Source organism: Pseudomonas sp. GG8, from assembly GCF_052976945.1.
Genome location: NZ_JBRIIP010000001.1, coordinates 1,612,437 through 1,634,578, shown reverse-complemented (window position 1 = coordinate 1,634,578; position 22,142 = coordinate 1,612,437). Strand labels below are relative to the sequence as shown.

At 58.3% G+C, this 22,142-nt stretch carries 21 protein-coding genes and 1 pseudogene; 10 read left to right on the top strand and 12 right to left on the bottom strand.

Annotated elements, in window-relative coordinates; all coding sequences use genetic code 11:
• The first annotated feature begins 13 nt into the window (after positions 1-13).
• Positions 14-385 carry a glutathione S-transferase N-terminal domain-containing protein gene (locus tag ACVBEG_RS07960; protein ID WP_447107547.1) on the top strand — a complete coding sequence of 124 codons (372 nt, stop codon included), beginning with the start codon at positions 14-16 and terminating at the stop codon, positions 383-385.
• 33 nt (positions 386-418) lie between these two features.
• Here the strand turns inward: ACVBEG_RS07960 and ACVBEG_RS07955 are convergent, their stop codons facing one another.
• Together ACVBEG_RS07955 and ACVBEG_RS07950 are read right to left on the bottom strand one after the other, a co-directional pair.
• Positions 419-778 (bottom strand): lysozyme inhibitor LprI family protein, encoded by a 360-nt coding sequence (locus ACVBEG_RS07955; RefSeq protein WP_447108448.1) that lies wholly within the window; start codon positions 776-778, stop codon positions 419-421.
• A 183-nt stretch (positions 779-961) separates the two neighbouring features.
• Positions 962-2,149: an MFS transporter gene (locus ACVBEG_RS07950; protein ID WP_322179833.1), complete on the bottom strand. Its 1,188-nt coding sequence runs from the start codon at positions 2,147-2,149 to the stop codon at positions 962-964.
• A gap of 73 nt (positions 2,150-2,222) precedes the next feature.
• Between ACVBEG_RS07950 and ACVBEG_RS07945 the strand changes: the two genes are divergently transcribed.
• Positions 2,223-2,798, top strand: a complete 576-nt coding sequence (locus ACVBEG_RS07945; RefSeq protein ID WP_322179835.1) for a CGNR zinc finger domain-containing protein — start codon at positions 2,223-2,225, stop codon at positions 2,796-2,798.
• Between the two features lie 174 nt (positions 2,799-2,972).
• Here ACVBEG_RS07945 and ACVBEG_RS07940 read toward each other — a convergent pair whose 3' ends face one another.
• Positions 2,973-3,575 (bottom strand): glutathione S-transferase family protein, encoded by a 603-nt coding sequence (locus ACVBEG_RS07940; RefSeq protein ID WP_322179836.1) that lies wholly within the window; start codon positions 3,573-3,575, stop codon positions 2,973-2,975.
• 34 nt (positions 3,576-3,609) lie between these two features.
• Complete coding sequence (locus tag ACVBEG_RS07935) at positions 3,610-4,776, bottom strand: aminotransferase-like domain-containing protein (protein WP_323565647.1); 1,167 nt, start codon at positions 4,774-4,776, stop codon at positions 3,610-3,612.
• 82 nt (positions 4,777-4,858) lie between these two features.
• Here ACVBEG_RS07935 and ACVBEG_RS07930 point away from each other — a divergent pair, with 82 nt between their 5' ends.
• Positions 4,859-5,335 (top strand): MarR family winged helix-turn-helix transcriptional regulator, encoded by a 477-nt coding sequence (locus tag ACVBEG_RS07930; protein ID WP_322179841.1) that lies wholly within the window; start codon positions 4,859-4,861, stop codon positions 5,333-5,335.
• Between the two features lie 129 nt (positions 5,336-5,464).
• Positions 5,465-6,658 (top strand): benzoate/H(+) symporter BenE family transporter, encoded by a 1,194-nt coding sequence (locus ACVBEG_RS07925; protein WP_322179843.1) that lies wholly within the window; start codon positions 5,465-5,467, stop codon positions 6,656-6,658.
• Positions 6,659-6,698: 40 nt separating this feature from the next.
• Here the strand turns inward: ACVBEG_RS07925 and ACVBEG_RS07920 are convergent, their stop codons facing one another.
• The 3 genes and pseudogenes from ACVBEG_RS07920 to ACVBEG_RS07910 all read right to left on the bottom strand — a co-directional run bounded on the left by ACVBEG_RS07920 (position 6,699) and on the right by ACVBEG_RS07910 (position 9,870).
• Positions 6,699-7,403, bottom strand: coding sequence for a methyl-accepting chemotaxis protein (locus tag ACVBEG_RS07920; protein ID WP_407074677.1), 705 nt, complete (start codon positions 7,401-7,403; stop codon positions 6,699-6,701).
• Between the two features lie 204 nt (positions 7,404-7,607).
• Positions 7,608-7,736: pseudogene (locus ACVBEG_RS07915) on the bottom strand (HAMP domain-containing protein); the annotation flags it as partial.
• Between the two features lie 1,183 nt (positions 7,737-8,919).
• Complete coding sequence (locus ACVBEG_RS07910; protein ID WP_322179847.1) at positions 8,920-9,870, bottom strand: S66 peptidase family protein; 951 nt, start codon at positions 9,868-9,870, stop codon at positions 8,920-8,922.
• Between the two features lie 181 nt (positions 9,871-10,051).
• Between ACVBEG_RS07910 and ACVBEG_RS07905 the strand changes: the two genes are divergently transcribed.
• A complete protein-coding gene (locus ACVBEG_RS07905; protein WP_322179849.1) occupies positions 10,052-11,266 on the top strand; it encodes a pyridoxal-phosphate-dependent aminotransferase family protein in 1,215 nt (404 codons plus the stop codon).
• Between the two features lie 85 nt (positions 11,267-11,351).
• Here the strand turns inward: ACVBEG_RS07905 and ACVBEG_RS07900 are convergent, their stop codons facing one another.
• Together ACVBEG_RS07900 and ACVBEG_RS07895 are read right to left on the bottom strand one after the other, a co-directional pair.
• Positions 11,352-12,827, bottom strand: a complete 1,476-nt coding sequence (locus ACVBEG_RS07900; protein WP_322179851.1) for a mechanosensitive ion channel family protein — start codon at positions 12,825-12,827, stop codon at positions 11,352-11,354.
• Between the two features lie 92 nt (positions 12,828-12,919).
• On the bottom strand, positions 12,920-13,681 hold the full coding sequence (locus ACVBEG_RS07895) for an SDR family oxidoreductase (RefSeq protein WP_322179853.1): 762 nt from the start codon (positions 13,679-13,681) through the stop codon (positions 12,920-12,922).
• Positions 13,682-13,918: 237 nt separating this feature from the next.
• On the opposite strand from ACVBEG_RS07895, the gene ACVBEG_RS07890 reads away from it, so the two are divergent.
• Positions 13,919-14,923, top strand: a complete 1,005-nt coding sequence (locus tag ACVBEG_RS07890) for an NADP-dependent oxidoreductase (RefSeq protein WP_322215597.1) — start codon at positions 13,919-13,921, stop codon at positions 14,921-14,923.
• A 36-nt stretch (positions 14,924-14,959) separates the two neighbouring features.
• Here the strand turns inward: ACVBEG_RS07890 and pyrF are convergent, their stop codons facing one another.
• Positions 14,960-15,658, bottom strand: coding sequence for an orotidine-5'-phosphate decarboxylase (gene pyrF / locus ACVBEG_RS07885; RefSeq protein ID WP_322179855.1), 699 nt, complete (start codon positions 15,656-15,658; stop codon positions 14,960-14,962).
• A 205-nt stretch (positions 15,659-15,863) separates the two neighbouring features.
• Between pyrF and ACVBEG_RS07880 the strand changes: the two genes are divergently transcribed.
• Positions 15,864-16,031, top strand: a complete 168-nt coding sequence (locus tag ACVBEG_RS07880; protein WP_219060556.1) for a DUF2897 family protein — start codon at positions 15,864-15,866, stop codon at positions 16,029-16,031.
• 63 nt (positions 16,032-16,094) lie between these two features.
• Here ACVBEG_RS07880 and ACVBEG_RS07875 read toward each other — a convergent pair whose 3' ends face one another.
• Together ACVBEG_RS07875 and ACVBEG_RS07870 are read right to left on the bottom strand one after the other, a co-directional pair.
• The gene (locus tag ACVBEG_RS07875; protein WP_322179856.1) at positions 16,095-16,916 is read right to left on the bottom strand and encodes a substrate-binding periplasmic protein; all 822 of its coding nucleotides are present in this window, start codon (positions 16,914-16,916) and stop codon (positions 16,095-16,097) included.
• Positions 16,917-17,022: 106 nt separating this feature from the next.
• Positions 17,023-17,640, bottom strand: a complete 618-nt coding sequence (locus ACVBEG_RS07870) for a TetR/AcrR family transcriptional regulator (protein ID WP_322179857.1) — start codon at positions 17,638-17,640, stop codon at positions 17,023-17,025.
• A gap of 171 nt (positions 17,641-17,811) precedes the next feature.
• Here ACVBEG_RS07870 and ACVBEG_RS07865 point away from each other — a divergent pair, with 171 nt between their 5' ends.
• Genes ACVBEG_RS07865 through atuC form a run of 3 tightly spaced genes read left to right on the top strand, consistent with a single transcriptional unit; the run spans position 17,812 to position 22,141 of the window.
• Positions 17,812-19,617, top strand: a complete 1,806-nt coding sequence (locus tag ACVBEG_RS07865; protein WP_447107546.1) for an acyclic terpene utilization AtuA family protein — start codon at positions 17,812-17,814, stop codon at positions 19,615-19,617.
• 34 nt (positions 19,618-19,651) lie between these two features.
• The gene (locus ACVBEG_RS07860) at positions 19,652-20,521 is read left to right on the top strand and encodes an SDR family oxidoreductase (protein ID WP_322215592.1); all 870 of its coding nucleotides are present in this window, start codon (positions 19,652-19,654) and stop codon (positions 20,519-20,521) included.
• Between the two features lie 3 nt (positions 20,522-20,524).
• Positions 20,525-22,141 carry a geranyl-CoA carboxylase subunit beta gene (gene atuC, locus ACVBEG_RS07855; protein ID WP_447107545.1) on the top strand — a complete coding sequence of 539 codons (1,617 nt, stop codon included), beginning with the start codon at positions 20,525-20,527 and terminating at the stop codon, positions 22,139-22,141.
• The last annotated feature ends 1 nt before the right edge of the window (position 22,142 follow it).

Below are 22,142 nucleotides of genomic sequence, written 5' to 3'. Positions count from 1 at the left end.
GCGAGGCGTCACCGTGTTCATCAAGGCATTAAGGGTTGGTTTGGGCCAACTCATCATTTTTATCGATTTCCTGACCCGTCCGGGCAAGAAAAAGCGCACGCCTGCAGCTCAAGCCGCTGTCGATCTGTCGGCGCAGGACCTGACCTTGTATCAGTTCAACGCCTGTCCGTTCTGCGTAAAGACCCGTCGCACCTTGCGCCGCCTGAACGTTCCCGTGGCCTTGCGTGATGCGAAAAACAACGAAGTCGATCGTCAGACCCTGCTCACCGAAGGCGGCAAGATCAAAGTACCGTGCCTGCGCATCGTAGAAGGTGGCAAGACCGTATGGATGTATGAATCCAAGCTCATCATCGACTACTTGCAGCAGCGCTTCGCGGCGGTCTGAAGCTGGAGCCTTCGCAGACAAGCCTGCGGAGGCTTATTTCGGGCAACCTTCAGCCCGACAGGCCACGTAGGCTTTCAACTGCTCCACTCGCAACTGGGTATGCGCTGCCAGACACTGCGACTGAAGCAACGGCCAGATCGAACCAGAGTCCTCTCGCTTGCCCACTTGGTACACACAATCGGCATCACGAAACGCAACCCACTTACGCTGCGCGTCCTTGAACGCCTGCTTTTGCGTCGGCATGTTCAAGTAAGCCATTTGCGCCTGGTATTGGGTGTTCAAGTCCGCATCAAGCCTGGACAGGTCATTGCCAGCACACGCGTTCATGGCTGCCTGATTCGCATTGCAGTCGTCAGCCAAAGCGACTTGCACACTTGTCCATCCAAGCCCCATCACGATGGCGGCCGTTATCAAATAACGCACAGTCAATACTCCTTTTTCCAGAAATAACGTTCAGCCCGAGCCATGAGTAATTGCATTCACTTGACCAGTCATTTGCATTCGACCTGACCTCTTTGGGTTGAGCAGATTGGCCCTATCCCTCGCAATGTCATTTTTTACTGCTCTTCCAGCAATCTAGCTCAGCGATGGTTTGCCTTTAGGTATACGAAGGAGCAGCGCCGAAACCAGAAACCCGAGCATTCCTACGCTGCCCAGCGTCAACCAGGTTTCGACGGGGGTTCGATTCAATATGAGCCAACTCCCCGCGAAATAACCGGCAGCACCTCCGAGTGCACCCACCGCGCTCAACACACCGAAAAATGTGCCTTGACTACCTTCTGTTGCCAACGATGCGGTCATGGTTTCAAGTGTGGGTAACAGAATTGTTTCGATTAGCGTATAGGCCACGATAAACAACAAGAACCATTCGATGCCACGCAACATTGCTACGCTGGCAAACGCGACCCCTGCGGCCAGATAGGCCCCGGTTGTCAGCGATGCAGGATCCATCCTCACCAACCATCGCCTTATAGCCACGATAAAGGTCAATCCGACCACGCCGTTAACCACGTAGACCGCAGAAGCTGCATATGGCCCTGCTATCTGGCCCGCATACATCGGGAACGCCACGTAAAGCTGCGGAAACAGAAAAAACCATGGCAGCGATATGGCGATCAGCCGCCATAACCCGCGGTGTGTGGCTGCTACCTTCAGGCTCATTAGGGCGGGCTGCCTTTTGAAGATAGTTGATGACCCAAACTTTTCCCGAAATGCAACCGTGCTGAGGCTAATGAACAATATCGCGCTTACTGCAAAGGCAGCACGGACATCGGCTAGACCCGCAAGACCTCCAATAATTGGCCCAACGGCCGCTCCGGTATTTAGCATCTGGTTATTGGCCGCGAACAGGGCAGATAGGCATGTCTTTGGTTGACGACCAAACACTCCGTAAACGCCACCCTCGTAGCAAGCGACGCCAGTACCAGCGATCATCGCAAAGCATACCCAAGCCATCACACCGTCACAAAATCCAAATCCGAGAAATCCCACCCCCCTCAAAAAAAGCCCTAGGGTGATGATCATGTGCGAGCCAAAACGATCGGCTATGGCGCCGGCAACTAGCGGCAACGCCTGCGCGGAGAGCAAATTGGCCGACATAACAGAAGCCAGTGCTGCCGCACCGAAATGGAGGTTGGCTGACATGTACAACGCCAATAGCGGAACCGTCATAAAATGCGAGGCATTCATTAAGCCCTGCATCCAGAGCAATCTCCGGATCTCGCGGGACCAAACCGGTCGTGCACAATCGTCTTCCCTGATCATGTTGCGCCACCGTAACCAGCAATGATATTTTGATGGTTACCCATATCAGTAGCTTTTGCAACCAGAGGGTGCGATGCAAACTCACAATCAAGCTGCGCCAGGCGACCTCGAAAGCGTACGGCGTTTTATTAATACCTGGTCGATCCCTAACCAGACGCGCATCGAGGCGGATATCCTGCCGCTGCTGGCAAGCGATTCTGATGCATGGCAGAGCGATCTCTCGCTCTATCCACGTCAACCTAGCGATAGCCTGGACAAACTGCTCGTATTGCGCTCGGATCTGCGGAAGTCGTGCGAAAGTCCAGACGCCAACACCGAGCAGTTGAACGCGTGGTTCAATCGTGTCGCCCTGTCGGTGCATGTCGAGTCGGTGGGAGGAGTGACGACGCTGAGCGTGATATCTGCAGAAGCAACTTATGTCGGCCATATTCTTGCGGCCGTGGCGAATGCGATTGCATCAGGTGCATGGTCGCGGCTGAAAACGTGTGGAGATTGCCAGTGGGCTTTCTACGATCACACCCGCAATGGCAGCAAACGCTGGTGCGGCATGACTAAGGGCGGGCCGAATGGCCGGGCTTGCGGGACTATTGCAAAGGTGAGCGCCTTCCGGTCACGCGCAGCGGCCAAAGCAAATGTGGATGTGTCTTGAGACTGTGGCTCTCTTCTACTCTTTATGCCCGGCATCTGGCTCGCTCATGATGATGGCCTCCGAAAACAAAACACCCTGCGAAAGCGTAGCCCTCGCAGGGTGTTGGGGGTGACCATCTCTTTAAACCGGTCGCTCGTTGCAGACCGGTTTATTTGTCTTCAACCTGGGTTCAGGTTAATCCAGCATCCCTATATAGCCCGGTTGCTCGGCCACTCGGCCCAGCCATTGCTGGATTGCCGGGTACGGGGCAAGGTCAAATCCGCCCTGGTAAGCGACGTGGGTGTAGGCGTAAAGCGCGATGTCGGCGATGGAGAAGGTTTCTCCTACCAGGAACGGCGTGCGCTTGAGTTGCTGCTCCATGACTGCGAGCGCTCGGTAGCCAGCTTTTTGCATGGCGTGATATTCCGCGAGGCGCTCTTCCGGTAGCCCGAGGTAAAACTGGATGAAGCGAGCCACCGCGATGCAAGGCTCATGGCTGTACTGTTCAAAAAACTGCCACTGCAAGACTTGCGTACGCAAGCGCGGCTCGCTGGGCAGATAGGCGCTGCCGTCGGCCAGGAAGTTGAGAATCGCGTTGGATTCCCACAGGCAAGTGCCATCCTCAAGCTCCAGGACCGGGACCTTGCCGTTGGGATTCTTCGCCAAAAACTCGGGGGTCTGGGTTTCACCGTTAAGGATGTCCACTGCCACCCATTGGTACTTGATGCCCAACAGGTTGAGCATCAATTTGATCTTGTAACAATTGCCTGAATTGTAGTCGCCGTAAACTGTGTACATCACCCTTCTCCCTTGCTGCGTATTCATGAATGCATCACGCCGCTTCAGCGACCTGTGCCTGGCGAACCACTGCGGCCAGCCGCTTGAGACCCTCACCCAGACGCTGGGGGTCGATATGACTGAAGTTCAATCGCAGATAACCGGGGTTGGCGTCCGGATCGGCGAAAAACGGCTCACCCGGCATAAACGCCACATCTTGGGCCAGCGCTGGTTTGAGCAGGGAACGGGTGTCCAAAGGCGTTTTAAGGGTCAACCAGAAAAACAAGCCGCCCTGCGGGTTATTCCAATCGGCCAGATCGCTGAAGTGCTCTTGCAGGGCGGCCTCGAAAGCGTCACGACGCACACGATAGAAGTCGCGTAATTCCGCCAAATGGTTGCGGTAATGCTCGGTACCCATCCATTGCAGAGCCTGCCACTGCCCCATCCGGTTGGTGTGCAGATCGGCCGATTGTTTCAGGCGCAGCAAGTGCGGAAACAGGTCCGGCGTCGCGATCAGGTAACCCACGCGCAGCCCAGGCAGCAGGGTTTTGGACATCGTGCCGGTGTAGATCCAACTGGCCTTTTTCAAGCGGCTGACGATAGGGGTCGCGCTGCCACCGTCGAAATTCAATTCGCGATAAGGTTCGTCTTCGATCAGGGTGACATCGAATTCATCAAGCAGGGCCGCCACGGCATCGCGATGGGATTCACTGTAGCGTACCGCTGACGGGTTCTGGAAGGTCGGAATCAGGTAAGCGAACGCAGGCTTGTGCTGCTCAAGACGCTGGCGCATAGCGATCAGGTCCGGGCCATCGGCCTGCAAGGGCACGGTGATGCAATCGGCACCGAACAGCTGAAAAATCTGCAGCGCGGCCAGGTAGGTTGGTGCTTCGAGGAGGATCTCGGTGCCCTTGTCGATATACAGCTTGGCCGCCAGGTCGAGGGTCTGCTGCGAGCCGCTGACAATCAGCACCTGGCTGGCTTCACACGGCACGCCCAAGGCGCGGGCTTCAGCGGCCAGCGCTTCGCGTAAAGCAGGCTCGCCCTCGCTCATGCCGTACTGCCCCATGGCCAGTGGCATGTCAGCCCATTCAACGCGTGGCAGCATTGCTTCTGCGGGTAGCCCGCCAGCGAACGACATCACTTCCGGACGCTGGGCTGCGGCCAGAATTTCACGAATCAAAGAACTTTTAAGGCGTGAGACTCGTTCGGAGAAAGCCATGGAGGTCACCCGTAGCGAAGTTAAATAGAAATACGTCAAACTGCTTGACCGAAATTACGATACCGGGCCTAGATACGTCAATATGATTGACCTTAAAAATAAAATAACTCAGCAGTCGGCGATGGAAGCCTTTTTTTTCGGCTACCAGGCGTTCACCGCCAAAGCCGACGAAATGCTCGCGCAACGCGGCCTCAGTCGCGTGCACCAACGCATCGTGTTTTTTATCGCCCGCTATCCAGGTTTGAGCGTGAAAGAGTTGCTGACGGTGCTCGGTGTCAGCAAGCAGGCACTCAATACGCCCTTGCGCCAATTGATCGACATGAACCTGGTGCACAGCGTCGCGCCTGACGTCGACAAGCGCAAACGCTTGCTGGGCCTGACGGAAGAAGGCATTGCATTCGAGCAGGCCCTGCGTCACGAACAAGTGGATCTGCTGCAACGGGTGTTTGCCGAAGCGGGCGAAGCGGCGGTTGATGGTTGGCTGGCCGTGAACAAAGCACTGGGGCAAGCCCGCCAGACAGGGGTGATAATCCCTGCCGAGTCTCTAGCATCCGAGTGATACAGCTGACGCATTCGACGCTATCAATTGCGACTGTACGGCTAATTGTGACGATTGCTGTATTGCAACAGCGGGTGGCGACTGCGTTTAGGCTTGTGGCTTGACTGGACACCGTTAAGGAAAACCCACATGACCGACGCCATCACTCCTACCCGCCTTCGGCCATTGGCCGACAGCTCGCCTGCTGCCGTGGTCGCGGGCTTTATTGCGATGATGACTGGCTGCACCAGTTCATTGGTCCTGATGTTCCAGGCAGGGCAAGCCGCTGGGTTGACCAGCGCACAGATTTCTTCCTGGATCTGGGCCCTGTTCATCGGCATGGCGATTTGCAGCATTGGCCTGTCTCTGCGCTACCGCGCCCCCATCACCGTTGCTTGGTCGACGCCAGGTGCAGCGCTGCTGGTGACCAGCCTGGGCGGTGTGTCGTACGGCGAAGCCATCGGGGCCTTCATCACCTGCGCCATACTGGTCACCCTGTGCGGCGTTACCGGCAGTTTCGAGCGACTGGTCAAGCGTATACCTGCGTCACTCGCAGCGGCGTTGCTGGCGGGGATTTTGTTCAAGATCGGCAGTGAAATATTCGTCGCCGCGCAACACCGTACCGGCTTGGTGCTGTGCATGTTTTTCAGTTATCTGCTGATCAAGCGCATATCACCGCGCTACGCAGTCCTCGCAGCGCTGATTGCCGGCACGGTGATATCAGGCCTACTGGGATTGCTTGATTTCAGTGGCTTTACGCTGGAAGTGGCAACACCGGTGTGGACCACTCCCTCGTTCTCGCTGGCCGCGACCATCAGCATCGGGATTCCGCTGTTCGTGGTGGCGATGACCTCGCAGAACATGCCCGGCATCGCTGTTCTACGCGCCGATGGCTACACCGTACCGGCCTCCCCGTTGATCTCGGTCACCGGCATTGCATCGTTGCTACTGGCGCCGTTTGGCTCGCATGGCATCAACCTGGCCGCGATCAGCGCTGCCATCTGCACCGGCCCGCATGCCCATGAAAACCGTGACAAGCGCTACACCGCAGCGGTCTGGTGCGGAGTTTTTTATGCCATCGCGGGCATCTTTGGCGCGACCGTGGCCGCGTTGTTTGCGGCCTTGCCTAAAGAGTTGGTGTTATCGATTGCCGCGCTGGCCCTGTTTGGTTCGATCATGAATGGCCTGACCGTCGCCATGAACGAACCCAAGGAGCGTGAGGCAGCGCTGATCACCTTTATGGTCACCGCGTCAGGCCTGACACTGTTCTCCATCGGTTCGGCATTCTGGGGGATTGTGGCCGGGGTGCTGACGTTGATGATCTTGAATAGCCGTAAGGGCTGATGCGGGAAGTCAGCTGTTCCGTATCAAGCCCTTCGCTTATTTAAAGCCGGAAGTGCCCGACCATCCCCTTGAGCTCAGTCCCCAATTGCGCCAGCTCGATACTCGACGCAGCATTCCCCCGCATCGCGAGGGCTGATTGATCGGCGCTGGCACGGATGCTGGTGACGCTGCGATTGATCTCTTCAGCGACCGAGCTTTGCTGCTCGGCAGCGGCGGCGATCTGCTGGTTCATTTGCTGGATCAGGGACACCGCTACGGCGATGCTGCCCAGCGCGCTTTCGGTCTGCAATGCATCGCTGACGGCCATTTTCACCAATTCGCCGCTGTTTTTAATCTGCGCCACGGACGACTGCGCCCCGCTCTGCAGGCTGCCTACCAGTCGTTCGATTTCTTCAGTTGATTGCTGAGTCCGTTTGGCCAGCGCGCGCACCTCATCGGCGACCACCGCAAAACCCCGTCCCTGCTCCCCGGCCCGCGCGGCCTCGATGGCGGCGTTCAGCGCAAGCAGGTTGGTTTGCTCGGCGACGCTCTTGATCACCCCCAGGACTTTGCCAATGTTCTGGATCTCGGCACTGAGGTTCTCGATACTCTGGCTGGCGGAGGTGGCGGAACTGGCAAGCGCTTCGATTCGTTGCATGCTCTGGCGAACGACCAGCTGACCGCTTTCGACTTTGTCGTCGGCAGTCTGTGCGGCCTGTGCGGCCTCCTCAGCATTGCGTGCCACGTCATGCACCGTCGCCGTCATCTGATTCATGGCCGTAGCGACCTGCTCGGTTTCTTCCCGCTGGCTACTGACTTCCAGGTTAGTCTGTTCGGTGACCGCCGACAGCGAATGAGCCGACGTCGCCAATTGCTCGATACCGGCTTGCAGGCCGCTGACAATGCTGCTCAGTCCCGCGCCCATCTGCTGCATGGCCAGCATCAACTGGCCGATTTCATCGCGGCGTTTGACCTCTACCGTGGCGCTCAAATCGCCGGACGCTATCTGCTGGGCGACGCGGATCACGCTACGCAACGGTGCCACGATCAGGCGAGTAATGCCCCAGGCGGCGATCAGACCGACCAATAACGCCAGCATCGAGGAACCGATAATCAGCAGCGAGCTGGCTTTGAGCTCAGCCTGCATCGCCTGGTCTTCGGCGCTATAAGCCTCATTGACCCGCTGCACGACCTGTTTGGCATTGTCGGCAAGTTGCTGAGAAACCTGCGCTTCGTTGGCAAGCAAACCGGTGTATTCGGCGAGTTTCTCGGTGAAGTTGCCAATGTGGGTGCTGACTTCGCCCAGCACGGTCAGGTAACCCGAGTCCTTGACCACGCCTTTGAGCTGCTCGGCCAACGCAAGTGCCTGGTCAGCCTGTTCGATCTTGCCTTCTTTGCGGGGCTCACCCGAGCCTGTTTTACGGCTCTGGTCCAGACGCACCCGCGCTTCATCCATCGCCTGCAACATCAACCGTGACACCTGGCTGACCTGATTGGCTTGCGCAATGAACTCAGCACCTTGCTGACCCTGGGAGTCCTTCAGCGCGTAGGTGCCATCATCGGCCAGCCCGGCTTGCAATACATCCAGATTATTAGCAACGCTGGACACCGACCAACTGGCCATCTCCAGAGAAAGGTCCTTGCTCTGGCTGATCTCGACAAATTGATCGAAGGATTTGCGGTAAGCCGTGAGCGCGGTTTGCACCTGGCTCATCATGGTCTGGTTGGCGTCCGACTCGCCCTTGAGCTGCTCCGCCAGGGCCTGCAACGCGTCCACGCCCGCGCGCAAATCATCCGCCACTTTCGGGTCGCTGTGCAGGGCGTAATCCTGCTCCTGCAAGCGCACCTTGAGCAGGCCGCTATTGAGGGTCGACATTTGCTTGAGGCCATTGAAGCGCAGGCTGATGCTCTGCAGCGACCAAACGCCAATGGCAGCGACCAAGGCGGTCAGCAGCAGTACGAGGATGAAACCCACCCCCAGTTTTTTCGCCATCCCGAGGTTGGCAAAGCGTGCTTGCACGGCCGAAATCATAGCGCTCAATCCCCGTTCGAATACCAGAAGGCGTTCAGGCTATTCATTAAGCCGTCCTGGAATCATGCAGATTCGCAACGGACCCGATTCAGCACAAGCCTTTGGCGCCTGGATAATGGCAAAAAGCTACGTGCAAGTCGTTTTCAGAACGCTTAGTGTCGGCTGGCACGTGAACTTTATCGGCTGATCGTCACCCTTCGGTAAAGTACTCACCCAACGGCAACGATTTTCGACTTCACACCGCGCCTTTTTAACGGCAGGCAGCTGCCACCAGCAAGGTGCCAGCATCAGCGTCGAGGATGGCCTGCGTGCCCAACGGCACCGCAATGTTGGGGTCACCGTGACCGATGGGCAGCCCACCCAGCAGCGGAATGCCGAGATCGCCCAGACGTTCGTTGAGCACGTCCGCCAGACTGATCTGCCCTGCCGCGCCTGCGGGCTCGCTGAACTGCCCCACCGCCACGCCCGCCAAGCGCTGCAGGATGCCGCAATTGCGCAGGTGCGTGAGCATTCGATCGACACGGTACGCGGCTTCGGCCACGTCCTCGATCAGCAGGATCGCGCCGTTCAGGTCGGGCATAAATGGCGTGCCAATGGAGGTACTGAGCATGCTCAGGTTTCCGCCCAACAGAATCCCTTGGGCAACACCCGTGCTGCGCACACTCACCGTCGCTTCTGCGGGGTCGGCCCTGATCAGCACCGGTTCGGCGCTCATCAACGCGTGTTTTACGCTGCTATTCGTCAGGCCGCCCCGCTCAAGCTGCGCGGCCACCGGACCGTGGATACTGGCCAACCGTGCGTTGCGCCAGAGCGCTGCATGCAAGGCCGTGATATCGGAAAATCCCAGCACCAGCTTGGGGTCTCGCCTTACTGCATCAAAGTCCAGGTGTTCAATAATGCGCTGCACACCATAACCACCGCGGTTGCAGATGACCGCACGGATCTCGGGATCGGCCAACGCGTCGTTCAGGTCCGCAGCACGATGCTCATCCCTGCCCGCATGAAACGAGTTTTTATCCAGCGCATGGGGATAGATACGTGGTCGCAGCCCCCAATCGCTGAGCACCTTGACCGCGACCTCGACGCGCGCCTGAGCCACGGGCCCGGCAGGCGACACCAGCGCGACCGCATCTCCTACTCGAAGCCGTTGCGGGTGCAGTGTCGGTAAACCGCTGTGTTCTTGAGTGTGATAAAAATCCATCGTTACTCGCCGCCCCCTGGTTTTGATAAAACAGTTAACCACAAATCGAACCGCCGTTTCTTGTCACCCAAAACCCAAGGCATGAACTCACTGCCCTCGTTGAGGTATGCTCAGCGGCGTCCGATACAGCGCTAGGTTGCTTAGGTAGCGCTCCTATTTCATCGACCCATAAAGAACGTTCATGAACATTAAAATCCCGGCTTCCATCATCGCGCTTGATCAAATTCTGCCTCAGGAACCGTTGCTGATGATGGGCGCGGGCCCCGTACCGCTGCCGCACAAAGTGGCCTATGCGAACTCCATCGTCATCAATCACCTGGGCGATGTGATGAACCAGGTGATCGACCAGGTCAAGGACATGGGCGCCTACGTCTTTCAGACCGCATCCAAGCATGTATTGGGTGTAGCCGGTCCCGGTTCAGCGGCGATGGAAATGGCGATCTGCAACCTGGTGACCCCAGACAGCAAGGTCCTGTCGATCTGCAACGGTTACTTCAGTCGTCGTATGGCCGAGATGGCGTCGCGTGTCGGCGGTGCAGTCACCATTATGGAGGTCCCGGACAATCAGGCGGCCGACCCCGATATCGTTGAGCACTACTTGAAACAGGGTAATTTCCGCACCCTGACTATTGTTCAGGGCGAGACCTCGAATACCGTTTATAACCGCCATCTGGAAACGATTTCGCGACTGGCGCATTCCTATGACTGCGCAGTGATTGTCGATGCGGTTTGCACCTTGAGCACCATGCCGTTCGACATGGATGAGTGGCAAGTCGACGCGGTCATCACCGGCGGACAAAAAGGCTTATCGTCCATTCCCGGCGTTTCGCTGCTGGCCTTTTCCGATTACGCATGGGCACGAATCGAGGCGCGCAAACAACCTATCGCCCACTGGTGCCTGGACGCACTGTTGGCAGACAAGTTCTGGAACCAGCGCTCCTATCACTACACCGCACCGGTCTCCGGCATTCTGGCGCTGCATGAAGCGTTGCACTTGGTGTGCGAAGAAACCCTGCCGCGTCGATTCCACCGGCATGAGCTGTGCTCAAAAGCCCTGCAAAGAGGGATGGAAGCCATGGGCCTGGAACTTCTGGTCCCGGAAGAAGTGCGCCTCAACTCGGTGATCGGCATCAACGTTCCCAAAGGTGTATCCGCTGACCTGGTCAGAAGCCATATGACAGCCGTACACAGGGTCGAAATCTCCGGTTCGTTCGGCCTCAATATCGTGCGTATCGGTCAGATGGGTGAGCAAAGCCGCGTGCACAACCTGTTCCGCACCTTGCACGCTCTGGGGTCGAGCATGCGCCATGCCGGCGCTTCTCTGGACCTGCCAACCGGAATCTCCGAACTGGAACGGTATGTGTCTCGTGATACAGCCTCGGCCGCTGCCAGCTAAAGTCCCATCAAAGGCGCATGCGACACCAGCCGCTTGGTGTCGCATGCGCCCGCGGTGAAAACGTTTGTGTTCGTGCTGTGGCGACTCAACTGAGTTTGTCCGTCGGCCCGCGTTCGTTACCCGGCTGAAAGCGAGTGACGCTTTTGCGCAACCATTGCAGGAAACCGTTCTGGCCCACATCCAAGGGCTTATGCTGAATCATCGTCGCCCGAGCCTGCGCGCGGAAGCGTACCAACCCTGCCAGAGCCCCACGCAATTCACCGTGTTCTTCCAGCCAAGGCTCAAGGTCTTTGCTTTCGATGCGATAGACCATGCAGTCGGTCATCGCACTGAAACGAGCGAGGCTGGCCGACTGGTCGACAATACCGGTTTCGCCAATCAGTTCGCCCGGCCCCATGCGCCCGACCTCAAGCCAGCCATCAGGCCGTTCAACAGCCGCCGTCACCACCCCAGACTCAATGATCAACAGCGCATCGGGAACGACACCTTGAGCGAGAATCACCGCGCCAACAGGGTACGAGCGCAAGTGCATGTGACGCTCGAGTTCGGCACGGTCTTCATCGCTGAGCATGCGCAGCACCCCTACCGTGTTGAGTACTGCTGACTGCCGCGTCGCAGGCTTGATCTGATCCTGACGCAGGGTTTCGGACGCCGCCAGCTGGCGATAGATCAAGTCATAGAGCTGGTTACTCACCGCGCTACAACGGTCCCTGGATTTGATGTAGCCGGTGATCTCATACTGCACGGAGCGTAAACCGGAGGCTTTGACCACGGCCCCGGCTTTGGGTTTTGCCAGCAGCTCACGGCAGCCCTGCAAGGCTTTCTCCAGCGAGTCCAGCACCAGGCTGGGACGCAAGCGTACTGGCAGCTCGACGGTCAGGGTCACGGAATGAAAGTGATCGGGGCGGCTGAAATTGACGATCCGGGTCTTGGCCGCCATCGCGTTGGGAATCACCGCCATGCTGCCTTCGGACGTCAGCAGATGGGTTGAGCGCCAATCAATTTCGATCACCTTACCTTCTATGTCGTCGACGCGAATCCAGTCATCGACCCTAAAGGGCTTGGTTGCGTTGAGCACGATCCCTGAAAATACGTCGCCCAGCGTGCTCTGCACTGCCAGACCTAGGATGATCGCCACCGCGCCCGACGTCGCCAGCAAGCCTTTGACTGGCAAATCGAGGATGTACGCGGCGGCAGCGACGACGGCGACCAGAAAGATGATCGCGCCCATCAGGTCTTGGAGCAAATGCCCCTTGCCACCGATCCGCGGTTCCAGAATCACCACCGCCAATACGGTCAGGGTTCGTGCGCCGTACAACCACCAGACAATAGCCAGTACGGTCGCCAGCGTGTGGCGCGGTGGCAGGACCGCATCGGGCACCGGAAACAGAGGGCTCAACCCGGCATCCAGCAATGCCATGCTGAACAACAGAAACAGGCCCAGCCGCACCGCCATCTTCCAGCGCACATGCCGTGGATCAACCCACTGCCAAAGGGTCAGGTCGATAATGATCAGCACCAAGGCACTGACCAGTGGGTAGGCAAACCACATGAAATCCATCGACTCACTCCTGACACATAGACCACTACAGGAGGCGAGCTTAGCCGATCGGTGTGTGCAGGGTAAGCACGTACTGCAGGCGCTGGCGGGCCTTAAATCGCGGTCACCCCGCCGTCCACCGCCAGCGCGTGGCCGGTGGTGAAGCTGGCGCCATCGCTGCACAGATAAAGCACGGCGCTGGCGATTTCTTCGACGGTGCCGACACGACCGACTGGGTGCATGACGGCCACGTATTCGGCTTTTTTCGGGTCGGTTTCATAGGCGCGACGGTACATGTCGGTGTCGATCACTGCAGGACAGACGGCGTTGACGCGAATTTTCTTCTTCGCATATTCAATCGCGGCTGATTTGGTCAGACCGATCACGGCATGCTTCGACGCACTGTAGATACTCATCTTTGGTGCAGCGCCAAGGCCAGCCACTGATGCGGTGTTGACGATGGCCCCACCGCCTTGGGCGAGCATCAGCGGCAATTGGTACTTCATGCACAACCAGACGCCTTTGACGTTGACGCCCATGATTGCATCGAACTCGGCTTCGCTGCCCTCGGCCAAGCGACCCTTTTCGATCTCGATGCCAGCATTATTGAAGGCATAGTCGACGCGGCCATACGTGCTCACTGCCTGCTCCATCAACTGGCGCACTTCAGCTTCCTTCGTGACGTTGCAGCGCACAAACACTGCATCGCCGCCCGCTGCACGAATCAATTCAACTGTGCCTTCCCCGCCTTCACTGTCCAGGTCTGCCACCACCACTTTCAGGCCCTGCTCAGCGAAGGCCAATGCGGTCGCGCGACCAATACCCGCAGCAGCGCCCGTGACCAAAGCCACCTGACCGGAAAAAGTCATGCTCATGTAATTGTCCCCTGACGGTTGAATAGTGATGCAGTCTAGCCATCCCCCACAGGCGTACGTCAGCACTATCAGAGACCCGGTTATGCACGTATGCGCCAGAGTGATTAAGCCCGTGGGGGCTCATCACCCAACTGGATCAGCCTGCATTCGCCAGACGGACAAACCTTGCCGGAACGGCGGCCAACGACTATCACGTAGGCTTGTTCTCCCTCCTTCCTGTCTAAAAGAGTGCCTGCCATGACTGCCCAGACCAACCGTCAATTCCTGCTCGCCAAGCGCCCTTCAGGGGCCGCGAGCCGCGACGACTTTACCTTCCAGCAAGTGCCTGTCGGCGAAGTGGCGGCAGGTCAGGTTATGGTCGAGAACGAATACCTGTCGCTGGACCCGGCCATGCGCGGCTGGATGAACGAAGGCAAGTCCTACATTGCGCCCGTCAATCTGGGTGACGTGATGCGCGCGTTGGGTGTAGGCAAAGTCATCGCCTCACAGGTCCCTGAATTTGCCGTTGGTGATTACGTGCAGGGCGCACTGGGGGTGCAGGACTATTTTCTCGGTGAGCCCAAGGGCTTCTACAAAGTCGACCCGAAACTGGCACCACTGCCGCGTTATCTGTCCGCACTGGGCATGACCGGCATGACCGCTTATTTTGCCCTGCTGGACGTCGGCGCGCCGAAAGCCGGTGAGACTGTGGTGATTTCCGGGGCCGCAGGTGCAGTGGGCAGCGTTGCCGGGCAGATCGCCAAAATCAAAGGCTGCCGCGTAATCGGCATCGCCGGGGGCAAAGAAAAATGCCAGTCGCTGATTGATGAACTGGGTTTCGACGGCGCCATCGACTACAAGAATGAAGACGTCCACGCGGGCCTCAAACGTGAATGTCCGAAAGGCGTTGACGTGTATTTCGACAACGTCGGTGGCGATATCCTCGACGCCGTTCTTTCCCGCCTGGCGCCCAAAGCACGGGTGATCATCTGTGGCGCCATCAGCCAGTACAACAACAAGGAAGCGGTCAAAGGCCCGACCAACTACCTGTCATTGTTGGTGAACCGTGCGCGCATGGAAGGCTTCGTGGTCATGGACTACGCCCCCAAATTCGCCGCAGCCGGTCAGGAAATCGCCGGCTGGCTCGCTTCAGGCAAACTCAAAAGCAAGGAAGACATCGTCGAGGGTCTGGAGACTTTCCCCGAAACCCTGATGAAGCTGTTCAAGGGTGAAAACTTCGGGAAACTGGTGTTAAAGGTGTGATCGGAGGCGCCTGAACCGACGCCTCGCGAATAGCTTTTACGCCAACTCAGCCACGACCGCTGCCAGCGCTTTTGCCGGGTCGGCGGCCTGGCTGATGGGACGGCCGATGACCAGATAGTCGGAGCCGGCGTCCAGCGCCTGACGCGGTGTCAGGATGCGGCGTTGATCGTCCTGGGCGCTGCCTGCCGGACGAATGCCAGGGGTGACCAGTTTCAACGACGGATGGGCGGTCTTCAGGGCACGGGCTTCGAGTGCCGAGCACACCAGACCGTCCATACCGGCTTTTTCCGCCAACGCAGCCAGGCGCAGCACCTGCACCTGCGGTTCGACGTCCAGACCAATAGCCGCCAGATCTTCACGTTCCATGCTGGTCAGCACAGTGACCCCTATGAGCAACGGTTTTGGCCCGCTACGCTGATCAAGCACTTCACGGCAGGCTGCCATCATGCGCAAACCGCCGGAGCAATGGACATTGACCATCCACACGCCCATTTCCGCAGCGGCCTTTACCGCCATCGCCGTGGTGTTGGGGATGTCGTGGAATTTCAGGTCAAGAAACACCTCGAAGCCCTTGTTGCGCAGGGTTTCGACGATGTCCGACGCACAGCTGGTAAACAATTCCTTACCGACTTTGACCCGGCACAGCTTCGGGTCCAACTGATCGGCCAGTTTCAACGCGGCGTCGCGGTTAGGGAAATCCAGGGCGACGATGATAGGAGTCTGGCAGGCGGACATGAGTAGGCTCTCAGGCAAGTCGAAATCGGCGCGTATTGTAGCCGAACCGACCCATTTTCGGGACCCAGTGATCGATAATTGATCCAGATCGCGCGCCCAGCCCTGAACAAACAGCATGCCGCTAACAAACCGGGCACAGGGCGCCTAGAATTGAACCACTGGCAATATAGATTGCTCAAAGTGATATCACTTCAAGGAGAGCCCTATGCCCTGGTATGCCTGGTTAATTCTGATAGTTGCAATTGGCTCGATCGTTGGCGGTCTGTTGATGTTGCGCGATACCGCTACAAAGGTTGATTTGACCGATGAGCAACTCAAGCGCGTTCATGAACGCAACGCCGAGATGGATGCCAAAGACGCGAAGGACCGTTGACCCACGTGATTGTTTTCGCGGGTTTGCCTGCGAAAACAATGCGTCTCCTGTCTGATAGCGGGATTAGTGCGTTCCATACGCAGTCATCGAGTGATTGTTCTGTAGCGATGTGACCGCGATTCGATACGGCTGAAAAATCCTGAACATCTGCCCGTTATCACGAAGTTGCTGCAATAACTGGCTGAACTGCTCCCCCGTAATAGGTGCCTGCGGACGCAGCAAGGCGTAATGCCGATAAATCTGATCGACCCGCTCGGACACCAAAAACTGGCGGGCTTCATCATGATTACGCGCCATGAAATCGCTCAGGTACGAGCGCGTCACCAGAGCAATGTCAGCCCGTTCGCGCAGCACCATCAGCAAGTTGCTGTCATGGGAATACGTCAGCGTTGCGTTGTAGTGTTCGGCCAGGAATTTGGGTTCGGCATTGAAGTGGGCAAACGCATAGTGATAGCCACTGAACAAGGCCAGACGCTTGCCCTGCAAGTCATCGAAGTAGTTTTGTGTGCGCCCTTCTTCGCGCTTGGCGACGAAGATTTCAGCGTCTTCAAGGCCCATGTCGACATTGACGTGGGCAATATTCTTCCAGCCCCAATCCGGATTTTCGAAGATAGCCATGTCGAACCGGCCGTCCTGAAAATCACGAAAGCGACGTGGAATGGAGGTCGGCACGAGCAAAAACTGAAAGTCGCTTTGCGCCGCATTCAAGGCAATGACCAACTGCGGCAACAAACCGGTGTCTTCGCCTTTTTCGGGGTGAACAGTGTAAGGCGGAAAATGCGCCGCACCGATACGCACCAGCTGCACGGCACATGCCTCACTAGCCCATAACGTACTGATAGCCAAGAACAAAATTCGGTAAGCCGTCCGCAAAGGCAAAGACATCGACACAGCACACCTCAGGTAACCGGATGTGGATAAGCTATGCGTTTTCGGCCTGTTAGACAATATCAAAGTGATGTCAGTTCGAACGTGCTGGCAGGCTTCAACGTTATTTTAAAACCATGATCAGTGCTTCATCCGCCAACTGATCGAGGGTCATGCTGCCTTCAGCGCGAAACCAGGTCGTGGTCCACGACAAGGCGCCCGTTAGAAAACGCCGCGTGATAAATACATCGCCCTTGATATAGCCGGCCTCTTTTGCCTCTCCCAATACTTGCAGCCAGAGCTGCTCGTAGAGGTCGCGCAAGGCCAGTACGTGAACCTGTCCTTCTTCCGACAACGATCTCCATTCGTAGACCAGTACTGCCATGGCCTCGCCACTGCCACCCATAATCGATTGCAGCTCACAGCGAATCAGCGCTAGCACCCGCTCGCGCACAGTGTCCGCGTCGGCGAGCGCCGCGTGCATCAAAGCGGTGTTATAGCGGATGGTCTCTTCCATCACTGAGCGCAGGATTTCGTCCTTGCTTTTGAAGTGATGAAAGATACTTCCGGACTGAATGCCCACCGCGCCAGCCAAGTCCCGCACGGTGGTGCGTTCGTAGCCTTTGTTGCGAAACAGGTGAGCGGCCACCTGCAGTAGTTTGCCGCGAGCGCTGTCGGGATCGGTGATCTGCCCACCGTCCACCAACTCGCGCATCACCTTCAAAGCTTTTTGCTCGTCCACGGTGAGGTTCCTTTTGGAAGTTGGCATATGGCGCGCGCAATTTATGCCTGTGCGGCACACCAAGCAAGCGCTCGGGCGCCACGCAAAGCAATTATTTTAAACGAGGGCTTTCAAAACCAAGCGCTTGCTTGGTAGTCTCTGATGCACAGTCAATCGCCTACGAGGTCTGTCATGTCCAAAACCGTGCGCATCGGTTGCGCCAGCGCATTCTGGGGGGATACCTGCACGGCGGCCGCGCAACTGGTGGACGGCGGCGGACTGGACTATCTGGTGTTCGACTACCTGGCCGAGATCACCATGTCGCTGCTGGCCGGGGCCAGGATGAAAAATCCGGACGCGGGTTTCGCCACCGACTTCGTTGAAGTGCTCGCTCCACTGCTGCCAAAAATCGCTGAGCAGAAGATCAGGATCATCAGCAACGCGGGCGGGGTCAATCCCCTCGCCTGTGCCGCGGCCTTGCAAGCGGCCTGTCTGCACGCGGGGGTCAACCTGAAGATCGCTGTCCTGCTCGGCGATAATTTGCAGCCGCAGTTCAAGCACTTGAGTAGCGCGGGCGTTCACGAAATGTTCACTGGCGCGCCCCTGCCGCCGATGTGCGTGTCCATCAATGCGTATCTCGGTGCACCCGGCATTGTCGAAGCGCTGCGACTGGGCGCTGATATCGTCATCACCGGCAGAGTGGTCGACAGCGCAGTGGTCAGTGCAGCGCTGGTTCACGAGTTCGGCTGGTCCTGGCAAGATCACGACAAACTGGCCCAAGCCGCCCTCGCCGGCCACATCATCGAGTGCGGCGCACAGTGCACCGGCGGCAACTTCACTGATTGGCAGGACGTGCCAGACTACGAACATATCGGCTTTCCGATCATTGAAGTCAGGGCTGACAGCCACTTCATTGTCAGTAAACCCGCCGGCTCCGGGGGGTTGATCTCACCGTTGAGCGTCGGCGAACAGTTGCTCTACGAAATCGGCGACCCCCGGGCCTACCTGTTGCCTGATGTGGTATGCGACTTCACCCACGTCCGACTCAAGCAAGTAGGCGACAACCAGGTCAGCGTCGAGGGTGCTCGCGGCTTCGCGCCCAGCGGCCAATACAAGGTCAGCGCAACGTACCCGGACGGTTTCCGCTGCACTGCCAGTTGCCTGATCGCCGGAATCGACGCGGTAAAAAAAGCCGAGCGCGTCGGCCAGGCGATTATCAACAAAACCAAAGAGTTGTTCAGCCAGCGCGGCTGGCCACCCTACAGCGAAGTGAACATCGAACTGCTGGGCAGCGAAGCCACCTACGGCCCCCACGGTCAACGGCACGACACTCGCGAAGTGGTGATCAAACTGGCGGTGCGTCACCCCGAAAAACAAGCGTTGATCCTGTTCTCCCGCGAGATCGCACAGGCCGCCACAGGCATGGCGCCGGGGCTCACAGGCATCGTTGGCGGTCGGCCCACGGTCTATCCGGTCATTCGCCTGTTCTCATTCCTGATCGACAAGTCCGCCTGCCGCCTGGAAATCGACATCGACGGCCAGCGCAGTCCTTTCGAGCTGCCGCCCCAGCAGAGGTTCGACCCAGGCGCACTGCCCCTGGACCTGCAACCACCGCAACCTCATGGGCTTGCCGATGCCAGTGTTCCCTTGGTGAAACTGGCGGTGGCGCGCTCCGGTGACAAAGGCAACCACAGCAATGTCGGGGTCATGGCGCGACGCCCGGAGTTCCTGCCGTGGATCGCCGAAACCCTGAGCAGCGCAGTGGTCGTGGACTGGATGAGCCATGTCCTCGACCCGGTTCATGGTCGGGTCGAGCGCTGGTATCTCCCCGGCAGCCACAGCCTGAATTTCCTCCTGGAAAACGCCCTCGGCGGTGGCGGAGTCGCCAGCCTGCGTATCGACCCACAGGGCAAAGCGTTCGCTCAGCAACTGCTGGAAATCCAGATCCCGGTGCCGCAAAGCATTGCCGATCAGGTCAATGGCCAGCAACGCCCGTAAACCGATCCGAACTCAAAATAAGAAGGGGTGATACATGGCATACGATTCGGTCTTCAGACCCGACTTGTTCCGCGGGCAGACTCATATCGTCACCGGTGGTGGCAGCGGTATCGGCCGTTGCACCGCCCATGAGTTGGCAGCCCTTGGCGCCCATGTGGTGTTGGTCGGGCGCAAGCAGGCGAAACTCGAGCAGGTGAGCGCCGAGATCACCGAAGACGGAGGCCAGGTCAGTTGGCAGGTGTGCGACATCCGCGAAGAAGATCGGGTCAAGGCGCTGATCACTCAGGTGGTTGCCGAGCACGGGCCGATTCATGGGCTGGTCAACAACGCCGGCGGCCAATACCCCGCCCCACTGGCCTCGATCAATCAGAAGGGTTTCGAAACCGTGATGCGCACCAATCTGGTCGGTGGTTTCCTGATGGCGCGCGAGGTATTCAATCAATCCATGAGCCGGCACGGTGGCGCCATCGTCAACATGCTCGCCGACATGTGGGGCGGAATGCCCGGCATGGGCCATTCCGGTGCCGCCCGTTCAGGCATGGAAAACCTCACCAAAACCGCTGCGGTTGAATGGGCTTATGCAGGAGTCCGCGTCAACGCCGTGGCCCCAGGGTGGATAGCATCCAGCGGCATGGATACGTATGAAGGTGCGTTCAAGGCAGTAATTCCCACCTTGCGCGAGCATGTACCGCTCAAGCGCATTGGCACCGAATCCGAGGTCAGCGCGGCGATTGTTTTTTTGCTCAGCCCCGGGGCGGCGTTCATCAGCGGCAGCACCCTGCGCATTGATGGTGCCGCCAGCCTTGGCAGTCGCGCCTGGCCATTGCACAAGGCGCAGAACAGCGAGTCGTATAACGGCTTTCATCGCGCCTATCTGCCCGATGTCTTGAAGGACAAGGAGTAGCGCATGCCGATGATTGAATCGCAGCTCGATTGCCACAGCACGAGCTTTGCTCAGAACCGCGAGGCCATGCTGGCGAGTATCGCGCAGGTGCGACAACTTGAACGGGTGCTGTTGGACAAAGCCCTTGAAGCCAAGCCCAAGTTCGACAAGCGAGGCCAGCTGTTGCCCCGCGAACGCCTGAACCTGTTGCTTGATCCCGGCGCGCCGTTTCTCGAACTGGCTTCACTCGCTGGCTACAAACTGCATGACGACAAGGACGGCAGTCAGGCCGGTGGCGGGCTGATTGCCGGCATCGGTTATGTGTCCGGGGTGCGTGTGCTGGTGGTCGCCAATAACAGCGCTATCCGGGGGGGCACTATTTCCCCCAGCGGCCTGAAAAAATCCCTGCGCCTGCAACAGATCGCCATGGAAAACAAACTGCCGGTGGTGACCCTGGCCGAAAGCGGCGGCGCCAATCTCAACTATGCGGCGGAGATTTTCGTCGAGGGTGCGCGAGGGTTTGCCAATCAGGCGCGGATGTCGGCCATGGGCTTGCCGCAAATCACCGTGGTGCACGGCTCCTCCACGGCTGGCGGCGCTTATCAGCCAGGACTGTCGGATTACGTGGTGGTGGTGCGCGGCAAGGCCAAACTGTTTCTCGCCGGTCCGCCGTTGCTCAAGGCGGCGACCGGAGAAATTGCGACTGATGAAGAGCTGGGCGGTGCAGAGATGCACGCGCAAATTGCCGGCACCGCAGAGTACTTGGCGGAAAACGACGCCGATGGCCTGCGCATCGTGCGCGAAATCATCGCCCTGCTGCCGTGGAATGCCCAGTTGCCGATGCGTGCGCGTCCGGCTTATCAAGCACCGCGCTACCCCATTGACGAGCTGCTTGGGCTGATCCCCCACGACCCGAAAAAGCCCTATGACGTGCGTGAAATCATTGCCCGCCTGGCCGATGGTTCGGTATTCCTCGAATTCAAAGGCGAATACGACCAGCAAACCGTCTGCGGTCATTTGCAGATTGAAGGCCAGCCCTGCGGGTTTATCGGCAACAACGGGCCGATCACGCCCAAAGGCGCGAGCAAGGCCGCACAATTCATTCAGCTGTGCGACCAAAGCCAGACGCCGCTACTGTTCTTCCACAACACCACCGGTTTCATGGTCGGTACCGAGTCCGAACAACACGGCGTGATCAAGCATGGGGCGAAGATGATTCAGGCCGTGGCGAATGCCAGGGTGCCGAAACTGACCATCGTGGTCGGTGGCTCCTACGGCGCAGGCAACTACGCCATGTGCGGCCGAGGACTGGACCCGCGCTTTATCTTTGCCTGGCCCAACAGCCGAACCGCAGTGATGGGCGGAGCCCAGGCCGGCAAGGTGTTGCGCATCGTCACCGAGGCCAAACACATCAAAGCCGGACTCGACCCGGAACCGAAGATGCTCGACATGCTGGAACAGGTGACCGCACAGAAGCTCGACAGTCAGTCCGGGGCGCTGTACGGCACGGCCAGCCTGTGGGATGACGGCCTGATCGACCCTCGCGATACCCGAACCTTGCTCGGTTATCTGCTGGATATTTGTCAGGAAGCGGCGGTGAGACCACTGCAACCGAATAGCTTCGGCGTGGCGCGATTCTGAT